Source organism: Lonsdalea quercina subsp. quercina (genome assembly GCF_000688695.1).
Lineage (GTDB): Bacteria > Pseudomonadota > Gammaproteobacteria > Enterobacterales > Enterobacteriaceae > Lonsdalea > Lonsdalea quercina_D.
Genome location: NZ_JIBQ01000017.1, coordinates 84,859 through 105,302 on the forward strand (window position 1 = coordinate 84,859; position 20,444 = coordinate 105,302).

Annotated in this window: 15 protein-coding genes; 14 read left to right on the top strand and 1 reads right to left on the bottom strand. The window is 59.4% G+C overall.

Features of this window, described 5'->3' with window-relative positions; genetic code table 11:
* Positions 1-881: 881 nt before the first annotated feature.
* From SB13_RS15555 to SB13_RS15630, 14 genes are all read left to right on the top strand, one after another.
* A complete protein-coding gene (locus tag SB13_RS15555) occupies positions 882-2,438 on the top strand; it encodes a class I adenylate-forming enzyme family protein (protein WP_027063610.1) in 1,557 nt (518 codons plus the stop codon).
* On the top strand, positions 2,425-2,688 hold the full coding sequence (locus SB13_RS15560) for an acyl carrier protein (protein WP_026741232.1): 264 nt from the start codon (positions 2,425-2,427) through the stop codon (positions 2,686-2,688). The genes SB13_RS15555 and SB13_RS15560 overlap by 14 nt, the downstream gene beginning before the upstream one ends.
* Positions 2,688-4,214 carry an AMP-binding protein gene (locus tag SB13_RS15565; protein ID WP_026741244.1) on the top strand — a complete coding sequence of 509 codons (1,527 nt, stop codon included), beginning with the start codon at positions 2,688-2,690 and terminating at the stop codon, positions 4,212-4,214. Before SB13_RS15560 ends, SB13_RS15565 begins: the two co-directional genes overlap by 1 nt.
* On the top strand, positions 4,168-5,721 hold the full coding sequence (locus SB13_RS15570) for an AMP-binding protein (RefSeq protein WP_026741233.1): 1,554 nt from the start codon (positions 4,168-4,170) through the stop codon (positions 5,719-5,721). The genes SB13_RS15565 and SB13_RS15570 overlap by 47 nt, the downstream gene beginning before the upstream one ends.
* A 79-nt stretch (positions 5,722-5,800) precedes the next feature.
* Entirely contained in the window at positions 5,801-6,949 is a 1,149-nt protein-coding gene (locus SB13_RS15575; protein ID WP_051616237.1) for an acyl-CoA dehydrogenase family protein, read from the top strand.
* Positions 6,950-7,621: 672 nt separating this feature from the next.
* Positions 7,622-8,413: an alpha/beta fold hydrolase gene (locus SB13_RS15585; RefSeq protein ID WP_160168642.1), complete on the top strand. Its 792-nt coding sequence runs from the start codon at positions 7,622-7,624 to the stop codon at positions 8,411-8,413.
* 478 nt (positions 8,414-8,891) lie between these two features.
* A complete protein-coding gene (locus SB13_RS18230) occupies positions 8,892-9,359 on the top strand; it encodes a 3-oxoacyl-[acyl-carrier-protein] synthase III C-terminal domain-containing protein (protein ID WP_463605561.1) in 468 nt (155 codons plus the stop codon).
* A 114-nt stretch (positions 9,360-9,473) separates the two neighbouring features.
* Complete coding sequence (locus SB13_RS15595) at positions 9,474-10,685, top strand: acyl-CoA dehydrogenase family protein (RefSeq protein ID WP_051616236.1); 1,212 nt, start codon at positions 9,474-9,476, stop codon at positions 10,683-10,685.
* An 847-nt stretch (positions 10,686-11,532) separates the two neighbouring features.
* Complete coding sequence (locus tag SB13_RS15605) at positions 11,533-12,474, top strand: beta-ketoacyl-[acyl-carrier-protein] synthase family protein (RefSeq protein WP_026741238.1); 942 nt, start codon at positions 11,533-11,535, stop codon at positions 12,472-12,474.
* A 12-nt stretch (positions 12,475-12,486) separates the two neighbouring features.
* On the top strand, positions 12,487-13,824 hold the full coding sequence (locus SB13_RS15610; RefSeq protein ID WP_026741239.1) for a cytochrome P450: 1,338 nt from the start codon (positions 12,487-12,489) through the stop codon (positions 13,822-13,824).
* Positions 13,825-13,844: 20 nt separating this feature from the next.
* Entirely contained in the window at positions 13,845-14,513 is a 669-nt protein-coding gene (locus SB13_RS15615) for a GIN domain-containing protein (protein ID WP_026741240.1), read from the top strand.
* Positions 14,514-15,230: 717 nt separating this feature from the next.
* On the top strand, positions 15,231-16,166 hold the full coding sequence (locus SB13_RS15620; RefSeq protein WP_026741241.1) for a sulfotransferase family protein: 936 nt from the start codon (positions 15,231-15,233) through the stop codon (positions 16,164-16,166).
* Positions 16,167-16,189: 23 nt separating this feature from the next.
* Positions 16,190-17,488 (top strand): MFS transporter, encoded by a 1,299-nt coding sequence (locus tag SB13_RS15625; RefSeq protein WP_200872280.1) that lies wholly within the window; start codon positions 16,190-16,192, stop codon positions 17,486-17,488.
* A gap of 172 nt (positions 17,489-17,660) precedes the next feature.
* Positions 17,661-18,917, top strand: coding sequence for a condensation domain-containing protein (locus SB13_RS15630; protein WP_081821874.1), 1,257 nt, complete (start codon positions 17,661-17,663; stop codon positions 18,915-18,917).
* Positions 18,918-19,191: 274 nt separating this feature from the next.
* On the opposite strand, the gene SB13_RS15635 is transcribed toward SB13_RS15630, so the two are convergent.
* The gene (locus SB13_RS15635; protein WP_026741242.1) at positions 19,192-20,259 is read right to left on the bottom strand and encodes a methyltransferase; all 1,068 of its coding nucleotides are present in this window, start codon (positions 20,257-20,259) and stop codon (positions 19,192-19,194) included.
* Between the last annotated feature and the right edge of the window lie 185 nt (positions 20,260-20,444).

Consider the following 20,444-nt stretch of genomic DNA (forward strand, 5'->3'; position numbering starts at 1 on the left):
GAGCGCAACCACAAGATATTCTCCCGCTTTCTAAAGCTGGAGTCGGCCTGTCTGTTCCCCGAGGAGACGTTGCCGCAGCTGTTGAAAGGCTGTCTTGAAAAGCTGCTCTCCCGGCATCCCGACAAGCGCGGTCGGATACGCTATCTGGCCTATGCGCACTCGCTGAACGCCACGTTTCCCTTTGACGCCGACGGTCTGAGAAAAATGGCGGCCACTCTCCTGCCCGCACAGACGGAAGTGCTGTCCGCGACGCAAAACTCCTGCGCCTCGTCGTTTAACGCGCTTTCGCTGCTGACGAACTTGTTACCGGGCGAGGCGGAGGACAGCCCGCAGTATGCGGTCCTGTTGACGGGAGAGAAGNGTTTCCATCAGACCGTGCAGTATGCCAATCAAAACGGGATCTTCGGCGAGGGCTGTACCGCACTCCTGTTGACGGATGATGACACGCAGCCGGGCTGTACGGTGCAAGGCGTCGGGCAGGCGATGATCGGCGGCATCGGCAGCCGAACTTATCAAAGCAGTCCATCGCTCGAAAATCGTTACGACCATGATTTTATGCCGACGATGATGCGCGCGATCCATCGGGCGCTGGCCGACGCCGGGATCGGCGCCGATCGGCTGGACGCCATCCTGCCCTATCACATGAGCCCGATCACCTTCGATCGCATTGCCGACCAGCTGAATGTGCCGCGCTCTCGGGTTTTCCGCACCCACCTCTACCGACTGGGCCACTGTTTTTGCGGCGACGGTTTTATCAACCTGCACGAATGCTGTTTCTCCCCGTCCGTCCCTCGCTCGGGCTACTTTCTGGCGGTGGCGGCAGGCGTCGCCGGCAGCTTTGGCGCACGGGTATTTCATCGTAAAGAGGATCGATCACCGAGATGAATATTCAGGCTCTTATTCAGTATCTGGACGATCGCCGTCAGCAGGATCCAGACAACGTGGCGCTTATCGACGAACGCGCCGCCATAACCTTCGCCGCATTACATCAGCGGGCGGAACAGATCGCGGGCTGGATGCAGCATCACGCGCTTTCCCACGGCGATCGGGTGATCGTGCTGATGAGCAACAGCATCGATCTTGTCGCCTGCTTTTGGGCGACGCAGCGCTGCGGCGCCGTCTATGTGCCGCTCCATCCCGAAACCAAAGCGGAAAAACTGGCGTGGATCGCCGATGACTGCGCGGCCAGCCTGATGATCGTCGATGCGGAGCGTGAGGAAGAAGCCCTCCGCGCGGCTCCCCTGATGAAAGGGCGCCCACAGCGGCTGGTCGCGGAGGACGCCGCGTTCGCGGAGATTGCCCGCGCCGCGTACCCCTGCACGCTGCCGCCGCCGTTAAGCCTCGATCTGGCCAGCCTCATTTACACCTCCGGCTCCACGGGGCATCCCAAGGGCGTCATGCTCACCCAGCGCAACATGGTCGCCGCGTCGCAGTCCGTCGCTCACTATTTGCAGCTGGACGCGCGCGATCGCATTTACTGCGCCTTGCCGCTCAGCTTCGACTATGGCCTGCATCAAATCACGATGGCGGCACTGACCGGCGCGACGGTCATCATCGAAAAAAACTTCAGCCGACCGCTGTTCGCGCTCAACCGTTTAGTCCAACAAGGCGCGACCGTCTTTCCGCTGGTGCCGACGATGGTCAGCCTGATAGCGCGATTGGGGCGGCGTTTCGACTTCGCCTCGGTCAAAACGGTGACCAGCACGTCGGCGGCGCTACACGCGAACGATATCGCCACGCTGACGACGGCATTTCCGCAGGCGCGGCTCTTTTCCATGTACGGTCTGACCGAGTGCCATCGCTGCACCTGGCTGGACCCACGTGAACTCGGCGCCAGAACGCTGAGCGTGGGTAAGGCGATCCCGGGGACGGAACTGTGGGTGGTGGATGACGCCGGGGCGGCGCACCGCCGCAACGCGACCGGTGAGCTGGTGATTCGCGGCGAAACCGTGATGCGAGGCTACTGGAACAACCCGCAAAAAACGGCCGAAAAGCTACGGCCGGGGCGATTCCCCGGCGAGACCGTGTTGTATACGGGAGACCGCTGTCGCCTTGACGAGGAGGGCTTTGTCTATTTCATCAGCCGGATGGACGACATGTTGAACGCCTGCGGCGAGAAGGTCGCCCCGCGAGAGGTCGAGGGCATCATGTCCACCCATCCGCACGTCACTCAGGTGGCCGTCGTCGGCGTCCCGCATGCCGTTTACGGTGACGAAATCGTCGCGTGGATTGAAACCGCTCAGGCGATAGAACCACGCGCGCTGCGCGACTGGTGTAAAGCCAGAATGGAGCATTACCTGATCCCTCATCGCTTCCTTTTTTGCGACGCCTTGCCCAAAAACGGCAACCACAAAATCGATCGCCTGCGGTTATGCGCGCTCAGCCAGACCCCATTCCCCGCGGCCGATCTTTCAGGAGAGAAACATGCCGAACTATGAATCTCAGGTCATCGCCGCGATCGCGCTGGTGATGGAGATAGACGACACCTCAGAGCTGCACCGGGACACGCAGATAGAGCGCGATCTGGGCTTCGACAGCGGACTGTACATCGAGCTGATCATGTATCTGGAAGACGCGATTGATACGCTGCACTTGGATCCCGCGACGCTGGATATCCAACATTTTGAGTCCATCGGCTCCATTGCGGACTACATCGCCACCCGCGTCTCTTCTGCGGCATCGGCCTGATGGAAGGTCAATCGGCCCTGCTGGCGATCTTCGCCCGGTTCAACGGCTGCAAGCTGCCGGCAGCCATGCTGGGCGAACGTCGTATGACGTTCGATGCGCTCTACCGCAGCGCGATGCGGCTGGCCGTCACTCTGCGCGCGCAGGGGGACGCCCCCGTCCTCATCTATGGTCACAAGAACTTCGGCTATCTGACGGCGATGTGGGCCTGCATTCTGGCGGGCAGAACGTTTATCCCGACAGAGGCCGACAACAGCGACGCGCGGATCCAGCAGATCCAGCACAGCGCGCAGGCGTCTCTCCTGCTCAATACCACTCAACGAGCCAATCCCGCGACGTGTCGGCAGCTCACGGTGCGCGACGCAGGCTATCTGACAGCGCCGCCGGACCTTTCCCGCGTCGCCCACACGGTCGACGCGGACCAGAATATGTACATCCTGTTTTCATCGGGCACGACGGGACATCCCAAAGGCATCGGCGTGAGCTATGCCAATGTCGCCGACTTGACCTACTGGTTACGCCGCGAGTTCCCGCTGGACGGCGCGGTCAGCGGCAATATCCGCTACTGCTTCGACGTGTCGCTCTACGAGCTGTGGCTCTCCTGGCTGTTTTTGAAACCGCTGGTCGTCCTCGACCACCAGCATTTATTCAATACTCGCCTGGCGATCCAACGCCACGCGGAGGCGGGAACGACCTGTTGGGTCTCGACCCCGAGTCTCACGCGTTGTTATCTCAACGACCGGCAGTTCAATGCCGACGCGCTCCCGATGCTCAGACACTTTATTTTCTGCGGCGAGGTGTTAACGAAAACGCTGGTCAACGCCCTGTGGCAACGCTTTCCCGGCGCGCGCATCACCAATACCTATGGTCCGACCGAATGCACCGTCGCCGTGACCGCCATCGATATCCATCCCCGCCATGTCGAGGATGAATGGCCGCTGCCGCTCGGCGGCGCTCGCCCCGGAACCCGCATAACGCTGTCGCCGCCCGGAGCCGCTACCGGGGAGCTGATCATCAGCGGCCATGCGGTGGGCTCGGGTTACCTGAACGCGACGCCGGAACTGCAGGCCCGCTTTTTCCTGAATGACCGGGGCGAAAAAGCCTACCGGACCGGCGATCGGGGCGTCATCAGGGACGACGTTGTCTATTTTCAGGGCCGAAGCGACCGCGAGATCAAACTGCAAGGCTATCGCATCGACCTCAACGACATTGAACAGGTGCTCCTGACCTTGCCCGGCGTGCGCGAAGCGTTCGTCGATACCTGGAGCCGACACGGCTATCTGCAGGGGATCTGCGCGTTTGTGCTCAGTGAAGAAGGCGACGACGCGGACTTTGCGCGGCTGGGAAACGCGATGGCGACGCGCATGCCGCCCTGGATGATCCCCAGGCGCTGGTACGCCATCAGTGAACCTTGTCTGAATTTCAACAGCAAGCTGGATCGACATGCGGTCAGTGCCGCGACTCAGTCAAAAGGGAAATACTATGTTTACGTCCATGATGCGGATGATCGGTCAGCAGCTTCTCAGTAACCGCGGGATAGCCATCGTCAATGCGCAGGGAAGCTGGCGATATGACGATATAGCCTCGCGGGTCGGCGCTATCTGCGGCGAGTTGGCGCGTATCCAACCCAAAAGCGCGCTCATCTACGGTCATAAAGAGCGCGACACGGCGGCGGCGTTGCTCGCCTGCGCCTGGTCCGGCATTCCCTTTACCGTCGTCGACAGCGTCAACCCGCCGCTGCGGATGGCGCGTATAGCCGCCCTTTACGCCGCCGAGCTGATTCTCGACGGGCGAGAACGGCCGGAAACCGCGCCGATAGACCAGGAGTCATTCCCCAGCCTGTGGCTGCCCGCCCTGCCGGACGGCGACTTTGTCGGCGGCTACACTGCGCCTTCATGCGTCAATCCGCTCTTTTATGTGCTCTCCACTTCCGGCAGCACCGGGCAGCCCAAAGGCGTGCAGATCGGTTGCGATAATTTCGGCGCGTTTTTTGGCTGGTATCATCGCGTGCTGCGAGAGGCGGGCGCGGAGGAGGAAGGGCATCTCAATCATGCCCGGCTGTCGTTTGATATGGGGCTGCTGGATTTCTTCACCGGTTTTGCCTTGGGTCGGCCGCTCATCATGTTGCCGCATGAGTACAACGCGCTGCCTCGTCTGAACCTCAACATGATGCTCTCCGAGCCGACCGTCAGTCTGTCGAGCGGGTTCTCTACCCCGAGTTTTCTGGAAATCATGTGCAAAGATCCGCGTTTTAACGCAGAGACGTTGCCGCATTTTCGGACCGTCATGGTCGGGGGCGAATACGTCTCTCCGAACCTGATCGATCGCCTGTTGGCCCGCTTTCCGTCGCTCAAAATCTTACATGCCTACGGCCCGACGGAGACAACCTGTCTGACTCATCTCCATCCGGTAGATGGCACCACCGCGCAGGAGACGGGCCTGCTCCCGCTGGGCCAACCTTGCGGCACGCTGCGCGTCGCCATCGAGGATGGGCATCACAACGCGCTGCCGGAAGGCGACATCGGAGAAGTCGTCATTTACGGCGATCAGGTCGGGCTGGGCTATCTGCCGGAGTCTCACCCCAACCATGTCGCTTTCGGCTCGCGTCACGGCGTCCCGTTCTATCGCACCGGCGATCTGGGCTGGCAGGATGCGCGGGGTCATCTGTTTATCAAAGGGCGGCTCGACTCGCAGGTGAAGTGGCATGGCAACCGCGTCGATTTGCAGGAAATCGATGCCGTGGCGTGCAGTTTCGCCCACACGGTCATGGCGACGACGCTGCCTGTCTATCAGGCGCATAAACTGGATGACGTCCTCTTATTCGTCCAGCTCCATCCCCACGTCGAAAACGGCGAGCATGAGCTTCGGGTCCATTTATCCCATCATCTGCCCCACTACATGGTCCCCACGAGCATTCGCTTTATTTCCGAATTCCCCCTGAATCAAAACGGAAAAATTGATCGCCAGGCGCTGTTGCATCGCGTCGCCGCCGCGCTCAAAGCGCATCAGCACACGCGTTCATTGCAAGCCGGGTAAAAAAAAACGTTATTAATCACTCTATTCTGTCGCGTCTCAGGGTGATGAGCAGGCCGTCTGAACAGACAGAGGAAATGTCATGGAAATCAGTTCAACACATCATGCGCTTCGCGTATTAGCGATGACGACGTTCGATTCAGGCCGGGACATCGGGCGACGGTTGGAGGCCGATGCCGGCCATTACCGGCATACCGATGACTATGCGTTGGCGCCGCAGCTCAATCGTCTGGGGCTGCCCGAAAAGTGGAATCCCACGCCGCTGGTTCTGGAAAACGGCGGCGTCTTGTATGAATTGACGGTTTCTCAACGCTGTTATTTCTACGAGGCGCTGGGATATATCGATCCCAACCTGATCTTCGCCAGCCCGACTCCCGGCATGGCGGGGTTTGTGATTGAGGCCATCGGCAGCGATGCCCAGCAGGAGACCTTCTTCACCCATTTCAAAACCAAATTAAGCCGCAGCTGCTTTGCCATGAGCGAGCCGGGTCGAGGATCGGACGCGGGCGATATTCGGACGCAGGCGAAGAAAGTGGACGGCGGATGGCGTATCAGCGGTGAAAAATATTTCATCGGCAACGGCCTCATCGCCGACATCGGCATTGTCTTCGCCCGCACGGCCGAAGGCCCTCTGGGGCTGAATATGTTTCTGTTTGAACCGGGCAAGGTCGATGGGTTCGACGCTACCCGTCTCCCCATTTACGGGGTTCCCGGCAGTAATATCTCGCACCTGCGCTTCGATGACATGTTTCTGCCGGAGGGGGCGTTGGTCGGCGCGCACCTGAACCCTGCGCAGCGCTTTTCTTCCGCCACCCTCGCGACGTTCGATAATCTGCGACCCTGTGTCGGCGCGCTTGCGCTGGGTGTCGCCCGGGCGCTGTTGGATCACGTCGTCGACGCGGGCTATTTTCCGCGCGCTCAGGCCGCGCGCCTGCGGACGATGCGCAGACGACTATCCGCCGGACTTTATCGCCTTTTGACCGTCGCGGAGCGCATAGATCGCGGCGAGCGCCTTGGCCGGCTTATCGGCCTCGCCAAGGCGGAGACCACCCTGCTGGCGGAGCAACTGGTCAATGAGCTGACCCACGCCTGCGACCCCGCGGTGGTTTGCGATCCGTTCTTTTGCAAAGCCTGGCGCGACATCAGCGGTTTTGAATACACGGAAGGCACACGCAATATTCACCTGCTGAACGCCAGCCACGTATTTAAAAGCGAGCCGGTTCATGCGTGACGTTTCACGATTCTGGATTGGCCAGGCTGGTCTGGTGCGCCTGAATGTCTCGTGGCGAACGGCGAACGACTTCGATCTGGCGGGACTAAGTTGCTGGCACGCGCTGCACCCCGAGGACATCGAGTCCCAGTCCCTGCGCATTGCGACCTGCCCTTACGCATGCGAAAACATACACATCGCCCATCACCCGACGGTCGTCGAAACCATCCGCGACCAGAGACAGCACGAAACGGACTCGCTGCTGTACCTGCACACCGGTCTGGCGAAAGAGTGCAAAACCGCCTTGCTGCCCAATTTTATCTGGCAGACGGGCCACTACAGTGAAGTCCTTGGACTGTCGGTGGATCAGCCGATGCCGGGATGGTCAGAACTGCAGCTGGCGGCCGCCATGGCGCAGGAGTATGGCGGCTGCTGGCTGGTGTTGGACGCCATTACCCGTTTCACCCCCCGCCCGGAGCAGGCATTGTCCCATGTGCTGTATCTGCATTTCACCTCAGAGGCGGCGACGCGCGACGCCGGGGGATGGCGCTGGGATATCGCCGCGCAGCCCGAAGCGGATCGCCAGAGCCTGACCGACTGGCTGACGCAGCCCGCGGCAGGNGTCGTCCTGCTGGACGCCGTGGGCGAACATCCCCCCGTCACTCTGAAAGTCGAACAAATCATGGGGCGGACATGTCGATGAAAACCGCGAAATTGGCGGCGCTGCTGTCAGATTTCGAGCGTCCTCGCCCCCGCCCGCTGCGCAGGCAGGAGACCGCGTGGCGACGGACGACGGCGTCCACCCGTCTGCCGATGGCCGATGGACAGGGCTGCTGGCGCGAACTCGGCATGGAATATGAGCCAAAGGTACTGCTCCTGCACGGCTGGGGCGGCGATGCCTCGCTTTACGCCCCGCTGGCGGCCGCCTTATCGGGCACCGGCTGGCACGTCATCATCCCCGACCTGCTGGGGCACGGCGATGCCTGCGCGACACCGTTTGGGTACGCCGCCCAGCTCCAGTGGCTCAACGTCATTGAACGTCGCTTCGGCCCGTTTGACCTTATCGTCGCCCACTCCGCGGGCGCGTTGCTGGTCGAGGTTGCGCGGGCGCAGGGTGCGCTGCTCGTTGGCGCCCGCATATCGCTGGCGGCGCCGCTCACGCTGATTACCCTGTTTCAGCGCTATCTCAGGCAGACCCGCGAGCAGGGTTTTACCGCCGAGTCGCTGGCAGCCGCCTACCTGGACGCGCAGCGTCTCCCCCTGACGTTGCTCGACCCCAAACCCCGCACATCCGGCGACAAGCTGCTGATCTGCCACGGGAGAGAGGACGGGGTCATTGCGGTACAGGAAGCGAAAAAGTTAGCGGCAAAGCACCCTCGCAGCACGCTCTGGCTCCCCGCCGATACGGGACATATGGGGCTGGTCCAGCACCCCGAGCTGGCGGAGAGGGTGGCGCGTTTTTATCCCCTGTCGGGCGGGAGGTGACCTGATGCATTTGACGCTTAACGACATGGAAATCGTCTTCGCGCCGAAGATGCAGACGCTGGACGAAGCGGCGCGNGCGCTGGGGCTGACGCGAATAGAAACCAGAATGTTCGAGCGCTTCTACGGACTGCGGCAGTTTCCTCATGACGAGAGCCAGGACCTCACCGGACTTATCGAGCCTGCGCTGCAAAATATCGTCCGACGCCACGCCGCCATCGCCGATAACATCAAACTCTGCGTACATTGCCACACCATCCCTTCCGTCACGCCCTTCGGCGCGCCGGTTCTGCCCTCGCTGGTCAGGCGGGTGGTGGGTGAACACGTCGAATATGCGGGATACACCATGAGTCATTGCGCCACCGGACTCGTGGCGCTGGAGCAGGTTGCCAGCTGGCTTGGCGACGATGAATACGCCCTGGTGATCATCGCGGAGAAGGCATTCCATCCCAAAGTCCAGCTCATCGCCGACACCACCATCATGGGCGAAGCCGCCTGTGTTCTGTTGGTGTCGCGACGTCCCGGCCCGCTGCGCCTGATCGGTACGGCAACGACGCGCGATGGCCAATTAAGCACCAACAGCGGCCACTTCACGGACGCCCTTCCGGTGCATTTTCCGCATAGCTACACCGATTTTGTGTGCCGCCATATCACCGAGAGCCTGAAACACGCCAACCTGGGCCTGAATGACATTGCGTACATTGCGCCCCATAACGTCAACCTGGCTTCCTGGAAACACATTGAAAGAACGCTGTCTTTGCCCGCCGGTAAAATCGTCATGGAAAACATCGCTCTGTACGGCCACTGCTTCGGCGCGGATCCTTTTATCAATTTGCAGCACCTGATCACAACCAAACAAATAAAGTCTGGCGATAAAGTCTTATTAATCAGTATTGGCTTAGGCATTACGGCGGCCTCCGCCATTGTGGAATATGTTCCTGACGTTTAATTAACGCGTCCAAATGCAATCTGAATCAATTCAATCAATCGACAAAGAATAGACTGCATTCAGGAGAGAACTACGCTCAATCATTCGAGTGGCAGGACGGCGGCAAGAGCACGGATGCGCTGGCTGAGATCGGTGAATCTGGTCAGCCAATGCCCCTGCAACGTGAAACCTGACGAATATATTGCGGCACCATGGATCGGCAGAGGGACAGTAGTGAGAAAGGATGAATATAACCTGAACATTTTGGATAACAGCCTGGATAAATTTCATTCCGCGGGTTTGATTATCGAAGATAACGTTCAGGAAGGTGTATTGCATATCAAGGATGACCTGTTATTAACGTTATCGCATACCGGCTTGCCTGATAAATACAATCCCTGGCGGGACCACGCCGCCTCCCTGCCGTTTGATATGCGCCACTTCCCCACCTATTTACGCGTCGTCGAGTATATTTCGCGATCGGACGCCAGCTGTTTACTGGCCCTGCCCGGCACCTCTCTCGCCTGCCGGGCCGTGCTGCTGCTGGGCGATGACGCACAGCAAGAGCACTTTTTTTCCCGATTCCTGACACAGCCGTCATGGACCTTTTTCGCCGTAAGCGAACCGGAAGTCGGCTCTGATGCCGCGTCGATTACGACCCGCCTGGAGAGCGGTGAACAGGGACTCACGCTGACGGGAAGCAAGATGTTCATCGGCGGTGCCCAGATTGCCAGCATCGGTCTGGTGTTCGCGAGGCACGGCGACAGAACGCAGCTGATCATGGTGGAACCTCAACAAGCGCCGGAGGCGATTACCGTCGAACCGCTCGCGGCCTACGGCCTTGCCGGCGCAGGGTTATCCCGGATCACGTTCGACGCGTTTCCCGTTCAGCCTGAACAGATCCTGGGATTGACCGCCAGTCCATTACGACAGGGCATCAACGCGTTAACGCAGGTCTTCGAAAAGCATCGCCCCCTCGTCGCCGCCATGGCGCTAGGGACCGCGCGCGGTTTTCTGGAGGCGCTCGCCCGGGAAGATATTCACGAGAAAGATCTCTGGCGGCAGTACCACTCTCTGTATGCCCGCCTGATGGAAGTGGGCGAACACTTTCATCAAGAGCGCTCGCGCGTCTGGCAGACCAGCCAGATCAAACGGCAGGCCACGGCGTTCGTCGAGCGGGTCGCCCATCGGCTTCCTCACCTTCTGCCCACGGAGTATTGGGTGAACCAGCCGGGCCTCATGAAAAGATACCGTGATGCGTTTGCCTTCGAATACATGGAAGGGACGTCAAATATTCATCTGCTCAACGGCTGGCGCGGCTTCCTGACCGGTAAGGAGAAGGGATGAGCCTGAGCCTGCATCCCCGCCATATCCTCTGGAAGACGTTTGGCGAGCTTGAACCGTTTAACCCCGTCTGGCTCGATGAAGTCGACCACTGGGAAGGTTATGTCGCGGCGTTTTTTCAGTCGAACGGACTGCCGTGGGATCCGGCGCAAAGCCGTGTCGTCGAGTGCATCACCGCCGAAGACAAAGCGCCGTTCGTGCGCATGATGGACTCACTGTTGCCGTCGCTTCAGGCACGCACCGACTGTCAGGATATCGACGTGGTGATGATGGCGCACTGGACGCCAGACCTGCATCTGGGGACGTCCGTCGTTAATCACGTTGTCCACCAGCTCCATCTCAGCGAACAGAGTTTTGCACTGGCCATCAGCGACCGCGGGCTGTCCGCCCCGCTTTTCGCCTTCGACGCGCTGCATCGCTACCTTCGACACAGCGACCGGCGGGCCTTGCTGTTGATTGCCGACCAAAAGCACCTGCTCTATCGCTCCCCGTTGATGCAGGCGCTCGCGCCCCATAACAGCGCCTGCATCATCGCCGTGAACCAAAGCAGCGAAGGCTGGCGCTATCTGGGCTATCAACGCCGCGAGCGGGATGCTCTGGGGCTGGCGGCGCATTGCGAAGGGTTAAAACAGCATTTTGGGCTGACGGATCGCTACCGCCTCGNGGCCAGTCCGACCCTGCTGTCCTCGCTGCCCGCGCACAGACACCCTATTCCCGCGGATGATCGCCTGTTATGCNCCTCGCTATTTGCGGCCCTGGAGCAAAGCGACACGCGCTACGACCACCTGCTGCTGTTGCAGGAAGAGACGACGATCACCGCACTGGCCTTTCAGGGAACGGAGAATCAAGCATGCGACTAACCCGCATGGTGGACGAGATTCCAACGGAGCGCGTCGACGCGGTCGATGTCATTCACGCAGCTGGCGGCAGCCGCAGCGAAGCGCGCGTGTTCAGCAAACTGTTCGGTATCGAACATGTCGCCGCGCTGCCGCGCTCAGCCTCACTCCTGCACACCTTTTCGACCCTGCTGGACAGACTTGAGGTGAGCGCCGAAGAGACGCCGGTGGATACGCTGATTTACGTGCATGCCCTGCCGATCCAGCCTGCCGAAGGGGAAGGCGTGACGACGGAGTTGGTGCGCCGCCACCCCGCTTTGAAGCAGGTAAAACGCCGCTACGAGATTGATCAGCACAACTGCGGCGGTGGGTTCTGGGGGCTTAAAATGCTGCAGATGCTCTTCCGGGCCGGACTCTCGCAGCGCGCGCTGCTGGTGCTGGGCGATTCGCTCAGCGCTTTTGGACTGGAGGAACGTTATATCCCCGGCTGTACGATTCTGGGCGACGGATTCGTCGTCATGTTGCTGGACAATCAGAGTGACGGCATACAGCTGACGCCCCCTTTTGTGGAACATCGCGCGGAATTCTGGCCTGGGCTATTCATCGAATCGCAGCAAAAGAGCGCGTTCTATGCCGAGCACAACGCGATGATGACCCACGCGCTGGAAGAAATTGATTTTTCATTTCAGACCCATGACGTGTTGCTGCCGCACAATATTAACCGCCTGACCTGGCTCAACTTCACGCGGCTCAACCCTGACTTCGAAACACGTATCGATACCCGTCTGCTGCCCGACGTGGGCCATTGCTGTGCGGCCGATCCCTTTTTGCTGCTGAGTCGTCGGCTGCAAAATGCTCAGCCCTTCTCAAAACGCTGCGGCCTGCTTTCCATCGGCGCAGGGGCCTTTATCGGCGCCTGCAGCGTTATCCCCGATCCGCTACGCATCGCCGGATGAACAGGAGAAGAGATGATACGACCTTATACCTCGCTNCCCACCGTTGACGTTGATGGGAAGCGTTTACGCGCGATCGGCATTTTAAAAACGGTAGAGGAAACGGTCGCGGCCGAGGGCGATTGCGTCCGGCTCCGATTCGCGAACAGCGCCGATCTGGTCGTGCTGGGGGGCGCCCGCCATGTGCGCGACTGGCAGCAGAATGAGGCGCGTTTCGGTAAAGACGTCATGACGCTGCCCTCCTCCGCAGCCGTTGGCCGCCTGCTGCTGGGAGATGCGCTCACGTTTGCCCAGGACGGCGACGAATGGCGCCGGGTCAGAAAACTCACCCTGCCGCAGGTCAACCCGAAGTGTGCGTCGTTGCAGCGCGCCCTGACAGAGAGCGCCGACTGGATTGTTGAACAGTTCGCCACATCAGCGCCGGTGACACTGCGCACGCTGACGCTCGAGTGGGCGGTGCGCGCGGTGATGCCGCCTTTTATCGGCCATACCTGTACGCTCCGGGAAGGCCAACGCTTCGCCACTGACACCCATCAGGCGTTCTACGCGCTGATCCAGAAAGCCGCCACGGTCGACCGAAACGCGTTGCTTCGCGATCCCACGTTGCTGAATTATCGCCAGCGCCTGCATACGCTGGTGGACGCAAGCCTGAACGGCATCGCCGAGGAGCCGGATACCATGCTGGCCCAGCTCTATCATGCTCTTGACGTCGCCCGCCACCCGGAGCGCAAAGCGTCGCTGGTGAATCAGGTGATGGGCAACCTGTCAGGCAGCATCGATAACCCGGCCACCAGCCTTCAATGGTGTCTCATCCATCTGGCCCGGCATCCCGAAGTGCAGGCGCGGATCTATCAGGAAGCGCGCGCGCTGCCGCACGATGGGATCGGCCTGCAAAAATGCCCCATCACGCTGGCCGCCGTGAAAGAAGCGCTGCGGCTGACGCCCGTCTCTTCGCTGGTGGAACGGACGGTATTAGAGGATATCGACATCGACGGTTACCGCCTTCCCGCCGGCACCGCAGTCCTGTTTTCGCCCTGGCTGGTGCATCATGACGCCCGCTTTTGGCCTGAACCCATGCGGTTCAATATCGATCGTTTTCTTCAGGGGCCCATCCCGCCGTACCACTACTTTCCTTTCGGGACGGGCAAACGCCACTGCGTGGGGATGTCGCTTTCGCTTCATCAGCTGGTGATAACCCTGGCCCGACTCTCGTTAAGCTGCCGCTTCCAACTCGCAACCGGAACGCGACCGGTGGACCTACGCCCGGAGTTTGGTCTCAACCTGGCGCCGCGCGGCGATGTTTCCCTGACGGCGACGCCTCTGGCGGCCCCGATTTCTGCTGATTCTTTCTAAATACGCGCTACGGAGGTCACATGACCCGCTTGAACACTGTTTTTTCCCTTGCCTTGCTTTTTGGCGTCAGCCTCAACGCCGCTTCTGCGAATGAGGTTGAGAAACGGATACCAATTGCTTCCTTCAACGAACTTGAATTATCCAAAGGGCTTAACGTCACGCTCAAATGCGCCGAGAAGCCCTATGCGGTGGCCAGTGCCTCTCAAAAAGTGTTGGATCAATTGCAGGTCAATTCGGCGAGCAAGAAACTGAGCATGACGGGAGTGACCCGCGACGTAGACGGGTGGGATCTCTCAGACAACAAAACGGACCTGACGATTTTTACGGACCACCCCGTGCAGTCGATTAAAACCACCTTTGGCGTCAAGCTGAAGGCCGACGCCTGCGCGCTCAACACCGAACAGGTCACGGTGGATGGCAGCATGGGCGCAACGATAGCGCTGAGCGGCAACCTAAATCGTCTGGATGCCCGGCTGGCGATGGGCGCGAAGCTGATTAACGGCACCCACGATCTGGTGATCCAATCCGCCCATATGAGTGTGGCGATGGGCGCAGAAGCGGACCTGTGCCGCGCGCGGGAAGTTTCGGGCAGCGCCGCCATGGGTGGGCTGGTTTATATAGGCACACACACGCGCAACACGCTGACCAGCGAGATGGGCGCGACAGTGCGGACCCGCGATTGCCAATAACCCCAAGGGGGCGGTAAGCGATACAGCCGCGCCTCGGCAGCGGATGAGACGTGTCGTTATCAGACGCTGAAGCAAGACCATGAATAGCACTCGGTCCCCGCGAGTCGAGTGCTATTCCCTTCAACCTTCGCGAACAATGATGAATAACACCGCGCCCGACTCCCCGTGGTGGCTGTATCACGCGGCCTCCAGAACAGGTGACCAATCCAGAGGCGAGCGTCCTCGCCTACATGAATATCCGTTCGCCATCCATGAGAGTCCAGAAAAACGCGATCTTAAATGATCAAATCATGAAGAGAGTCAGCGCTTTTATCACATCAGAAACGAATTCCCCCTAAGACAAGGCATATTTTAAATATAGAGATAAGATTAATTCACCTTCAGTAAAAATAAAATTAACCCTGTTATTTTCCCTATATATTTTCAGAAAATATCTCGACAAATTTATTTATTCATGACGTCAATGGATACCTGTTGGTTATTTAATTTTTATGCCTCATAAAAATAAAAAAATTAATCTCAGCTCATGTTGATTATCACAACAGCCAATGCTAATTATGTATTTAGCGTAATTATTCTCGAGGGCGACTCAATGTCGCCTCATTACGTTTATTGTTTTGACTAGACGATATCGCCCACCGGCTTATTTTTACGACCCTATTATTTTGTCAGCGGGTGAGGTTCATTCGAAATATTCTTCCACGGAAAGGAGTCTCCATGTCTGGTCCATCCGCCACAATCACGCCTTGTGTACTGACGACCAACCCAGTGCTGCTGGGGGGCGAAAACCGTTCGGGCACGACGTTGCTCAGCGTCATTCTCGATTCGCATCCGGACCTTGTCGTCGGCCCGGAAATCGACTTCACGGAGCCGGTTAATCTTGGTCCGCATATTTTGGCCGTCTGCGACTTTCTGGATGCCAATGAAAGCCTGCTCATCGGGGCCACGAAGGAGACGTTCGCCCCCGAGTGGTACGACGGCGTGCATTTCGTGGTCCAGTGTGAGCGCTTCGGCCTCGACCGTCGCGAAGTCAGAGCGGTGGTGAAGAGCCTGATGGACGAGTGCGGCCGGGATCTTTCCGCGCTCGAAGACCGCTGCAGTCTTATCGAGTTGATGGGTGAACGCCGACGTAAACAAACGGGGACGCAACGGTGGGGGCTGAAATTACAGCGAAGAATCAAGGATATCGGCACCTACGCCGCGATTTGGCCTGAGGCGCGGTTTATTCATATCGTCCGGGACGGACGGGATTTAGCGGCCTCACACCTCAAGACCGTTCCGGATTGGGGATATCAGACGATCGCCGAAGCCGCCCACGGCTGGCTGGAGATTGTCGCCCACGCCCGTCTGACCGCGCCGGATTTGCGTTATCTGGAAATCCGCTATGAAGATCTGGTGACCCGCCCTCGCGAGACCATTGAACGGATGCTGGACTTTCTGGGGCTGCCGTGGAATGACGCGCTAATGCGCCATGCGGATCAGAACCACGCCTTGTTCGACAAACCCTGGGGACACCCTTCCGCAGAGACGGCGCGTCAACCGCTCTACCGGGGGCGTAACGGACGCTATCTGCAGGACCTCAACCCAACGCAAATTGCTGAATTCGAGCACATCGCGGGCGAGGAACTGCAACGTCTGGGCTACGAACTGTAGGCTCATCAAGATCGGCGGAGAGCATGACGATGCAGAGTGTCCAGGATGTCTCACAGCGGCTGCCCCGCAGCTTCCACCTTCTTCTCGCTGGTCAGTCGCTCTCACTGGTTGGCACGCAGGTCACGCACCTTGCCATCCCGCTGACGGCGATCACGCTGAATCACGCCAGCCCGTTTGAAACCGGCGTTCTGCTCGCCTGTAGCAGAACGCCGTACCTGCTGCTGGGGCTATTTGCCGGTCTGCTGGTCGATAGCTACTCGCACCGTCTGCTGCTGATGACGGCGAATATCATCATGGCCCTTACGCTCGCCAGCGTGCCGCTGACCTATTTTGTGTCCGGACAGGTCAGTATGTCGCACCTCTATACCGTCGCCACGCTGACCGGCGCCGCGATGGTGGTCGCCGACGTCTCCTTTCTGGCCTGGGTGCCCGCGCTGGTGCCCTATCTGCAACTGACAAAGGCGCAAAGCCGACTGGAACTCGGGCAGTCCGCCGTCATGGTCATCGGCCTGCCGATCGCAGGATGGCTGATCGCGGCTACCTCGCCCGCCGTGGCGATACTGGCCGACTCCGTCTCCTTCCTGGTGATGTCAGCCCTGCTTCCTTTTGTCGCCACCGCGTCATCGCATCGGCGATCCAACGTCACTTCTCTGGATGACCCGCAAACGGGCAGCGCGCTGACGCGCATTTTGAAGGAGGCGGCCGAGGGCATGCGATTTTTGCTCCGGACGCCGCCGCTTCGCGCGTCAACCTTCGCTACCGTGACGCTGATTTTCTTCTACAGCGCCTATTCCGCGGTGTTCATTCTCTATCTCTCCGACCAGTTGAAAATGACCGCGGCAGAGATTGGCATCGTCACCAGCGTTGCCGCGGTCGGCTGCGTCGTGGGGGCCTTGCTGGCCCGCCCGACGGCGCGAGTTCTGGGCCTTGGCCGCACGCTGGTCGCGGCGATCCTCATCAGCGCCGCAGGCGCCATGCTCTGCCCGCTGTTGCCGAACGTACTCATCGTCGGATTATCGCAATGCGTCATGTGGATCGGCATACAGACCTACAACGTCCATCAGGTTCCTATCCGTTACGCATTGGCGCCGGCAGAGATTCACGGACGGGTGAACGCCAGCATACGTACGCTGGTCTGGGGCCTTGCGCCGTTAGGCGCCGTGGTCGGCGGCACCTGCGGGATGTGGCTGGGAACGCGGGCGACACTGTTTATAACCGGCGTGCTGATCGCGGCCGCCGCCCTATGGATTGTCCTGTCGCCCTTGTGGGCGGTGCGCGAACCTCAACTCGCCGCGCTTCGCAACGAACCCGCGCGCGCCTGAGCCTTTTGTCCTTCACCGATACAGGGAAACGTTCATGAAGTTCACTGATATAGCCTCACTTAATCTGCCCGCAGGACACCTCACCGCCTGGCGCGTACACGGCCCCTCCGCCACCGACGACCGCTGGGTCAAGGATCCACGCCGGGCCTCCTGCCTTCAGGAGGCGAGCATCATGGGCGCGCTTGATGACAGGGAGAACAATACGTCGACGTCCTCCTGGCTGGGATGCACCTTTGATATGTCGGCCGACTTCAACGCTTCGGCATTCATCACAGCCATCCGTCAATGGGTCGACCGGCATGAAACCTTACGCAGCCACCTAATCCCCCGCGCCGACCGCCGGTTAGCGCGCATGACGCTAAAACCCGGCTCCGTCGAGGTGCGCCCCGGCGAAGTCGGCGACTTTACCGACGCTCGTTCGTTGGCGCACCAGCTTGAGGCGCTGTTCGATCGTGAAGTCGGCCCCCTTCACTGGCCGGGCTATCTCTTCACCACTATCCGCTATTCTGCAGCGACGACCGTGTGTCTCGCGGNGGATCACACGCTGATCGACGGCTACTCCCTGTTCCAAATCCCCGGGGAGATCCATACGCTGTACGCCGCCGCCCTCTCGACATCGGAAGATCGCGCCGCCCAGCCCGTCCTCCCCGCCGTCGCCAGCTATCTCGACTTCGCCGAAGCGGAGCGCAAAGCGTCGGAGGAAATTACCGCCAGCCATGAAGGCATTCGGCGCTGGAAGACGTTTGTGAACGAAGGGGACGGTCGCCTGCCGCCGTTTCCCCTCCCGCTGGGAGAGGTGGGCGATGGCCTGACCGAGCAACCCAGCGGCCACGCCAACGTGCTGGATAAAAATGACGCCAACGCGTTTGCGCAGATCTGCCGTTCCGCTGGCGGCGACATTTTTTCCGGACTTTTGGCCTGTCTGGCAAAGTCCGCCTATGAACGCTCGGGCCTGGCGGCCTTTCGCACCATGATCCCCTTCCAGACCCAGACCGGACAGCGCCAGCCGTCGGTGGGCTGGTACGTCGGCATGGGACCAGTGGCCTTCCCTATCGACGGAGAACGCGCATTTACTCAGGCGATAGGTGATGCGGCGGACGGACTGGTCGGCGTTAAAGCGTTAGCCCAGATACCGATGACCCGGGTCGCGGAGCTTCTCGACCAGCCACTGCGCGATCCTTTTATGATCTCCTATATGGAGCTGCGGCGTATTTCAGGCGCGCGCGAGTGGCCAACGTGGCAAGTCAAAAGCTTCCGCAGCCGTAGCGTCGACCCTGAGGAGGTGTGTCTGTGGTATGTGCGCACGCACGACGGCCTGTTCGTCAACTACCGCCATCCCGCGACTCCGCAGGCCGCCGAAACGATCGCCGACTATCTCGCGCGAACAAAAACGCTTCTGGCGTCGGTTATCGCCACTGGCGATTGGTAAAGGGGTATGCCGCTTGACTAGAGGGGGAAATGTTTTCTCGGGAAGGGAGGCCAGTTGAACATGAGAACGCGTTCACAGTGCTGAAGGCGGAAGCGCAGACTTGCTTGAGCCTCTACCGAAGGACAGTCTAACGGTCGTTAATTAACTCAAACGCGCTGTATTCCGCCTCAATCAGCTGCCGTGGCTTATCACGCAATACGACGGGCGAAAGGACGTCAGGCAATACCACTCGGCCAGCGGCGAAATCACCGCCTGGCCGAGTGGCGATTAACGCTTATTTATGCGCAATAATGATGCCGTGCGGCGTCCACCCAGGCACATGGATACGCTGCGGATGTTTAAAACCGACCTCCGCCAGGCAACGTTCATATTGCTCCCACGCATAGATCATCCCACCTTCAGCGGGCAGACAGGCGAAGTAAACGCTGTCTAATGCCGCGACGATCGGCCCGTCTCCTTCATCGTTGGACATGGAATTAAAGATCACCACCCGACCGCCTTCCGGGAGCGCATCGTAGGCTTTCTTCAACATATGAGTGTTCTCTTCCAGCGTCCAAATCACCAGTTGGTGAGCGAACAGGATGCAGTCATAACCGCCTGGAAATGGCTCATGCAGGATATCCAGTGCCTTGGCATTGACCCGATCGCCGAGTCCGGATTCATCGATTTTCGACTGCGTCACCGGGATGGAGTGGGAAATATCCAGCACCGTGACCTCAAGTTTCGGGTTGGCCTGCGCCAATGCCAGCGCGTTAACGGCATCTCCGCCCCCTGCATCCAACAGACGGTGAGTCGTGGAGAGATCCAGATGCTGGACCAAATCTTTATTGGCCAGCTCCGACCAGGAACGCATGTAGCGATAGAAAACTTTTTCTAGTTTGGGATTTTGGTGCAGGCGATGGTAAATATCACGCCCCTCCCCCGGAAAACGGCGCAGCCCCACGTTGGTATTTTTCTGCAACGACTCGGTGAAATCGATCTGGCCTTCGTAAACAATATAGTGCTCGAAGGCCACCGTATCTTTGAAACGCTGCCAGTCATCGGTATCCATGAGTTCCCGCACGACATCGGCGACACGATAAATCCCGTTGTCTTTCACCAACAGGCCCAATGACGTTATGCCCAGCAGCAAAATATCCGCCGCGCGCTCCTCAAGCTCCAGCGCCTCACGCAGTTTCTCTTTAGTGGGTTCGGGTAAAGTGCTAACGGTTTCAAGCACATTCAATTCACAAGCCGCCTGCAGGTATTGAAACGCTGCATGTCCAAAAAGCAGGTTTGCCAATCCAGGCATATCCAACTGAGCCGGTTTGGAATAATTGGCGGAACGATGGGTAGCAGTCATATGCGTTTCCTTTTCATTAATGATTACTTCATCCAATTGTGTGTTTTTCCCCGTCCGGCTTGCCTTGTGGCAGGGCCNGACAGAGAAGAACACGTCAGAACCACGTCGTAGTACTGAAGCTTTTCCCAGCCTTCGGTGAGTCACCGCGTGGTTTACAGAAAATCCTGCCTATATGCGCTATTGCC

Bases quoted from the DNA above. Each gene is read 5' to 3' on its own strand.
- SB13_RS15555 (WP_027063610.1), top strand. From the start codon at position 882: ATGAATATTCAGGCTCTTATTCAGTATCTGGACGATCGCCGTCAGCAG.
- SB13_RS15560 (WP_026741232.1), top strand. From the start codon at position 2,425: ATGCCGAACTATGAATCTCAGGTCATCGCCGCGATCGCGCTGGTGATG.
- SB13_RS15565 (WP_026741244.1), top strand. From the start codon at position 2,688: ATGGAAGGTCAATCGGCCCTGCTGGCGATCTTCGCCCGGTTCAACGGC.
- SB13_RS15570 (WP_026741233.1), top strand. From the start codon at position 4,168: ATGTTTACGTCCATGATGCGGATGATCGGTCAGCAGCTTCTCAGTAAC.
- SB13_RS15575 (WP_051616237.1), top strand. From the start codon at position 5,801: ATGGAAATCAGTTCAACACATCATGCGCTTCGCGTATTAGCGATGACG.
- SB13_RS15585 (WP_160168642.1), top strand. From the start codon at position 7,622: ATGTCGATGAAAACCGCGAAATTGGCGGCGCTGCTGTCAGATTTCGAG.
- SB13_RS18230 (WP_463605561.1), top strand. From the start codon at position 8,892: ATGGGCGAAGCCGCCTGTGTTCTGTTGGTGTCGCGACGTCCCGGCCCG.
- SB13_RS15595 (WP_051616236.1), top strand. From the start codon at position 9,474: ATGCGCTGGCTGAGATCGGTGAATCTGGTCAGCCAATGCCCCTGCAAC.
- SB13_RS15605 (WP_026741238.1), top strand. From the start codon at position 11,533: ATGCGACTAACCCGCATGGTGGACGAGATTCCAACGGAGCGCGTCGAC.
- SB13_RS15615 (WP_026741240.1), top strand. From the start codon at position 13,845: ATGACCCGCTTGAACACTGTTTTTTCCCTTGCCTTGCTTTTTGGCGTC.
- SB13_RS15620 (WP_026741241.1), top strand. From the start codon at position 15,231: ATGTCTGGTCCATCCGCCACAATCACGCCTTGTGTACTGACGACCAAC.
- SB13_RS15625 (WP_200872280.1), top strand. From the start codon at position 16,190: ATGACGATGCAGAGTGTCCAGGATGTCTCACAGCGGCTGCCCCGCAGC.
- SB13_RS15635 (WP_026741242.1), bottom strand. From the start codon at position 20,259: ATGACTGCTACCCATCGTTCCGCCAATTATTCCAAACCGGCTCAGTTG.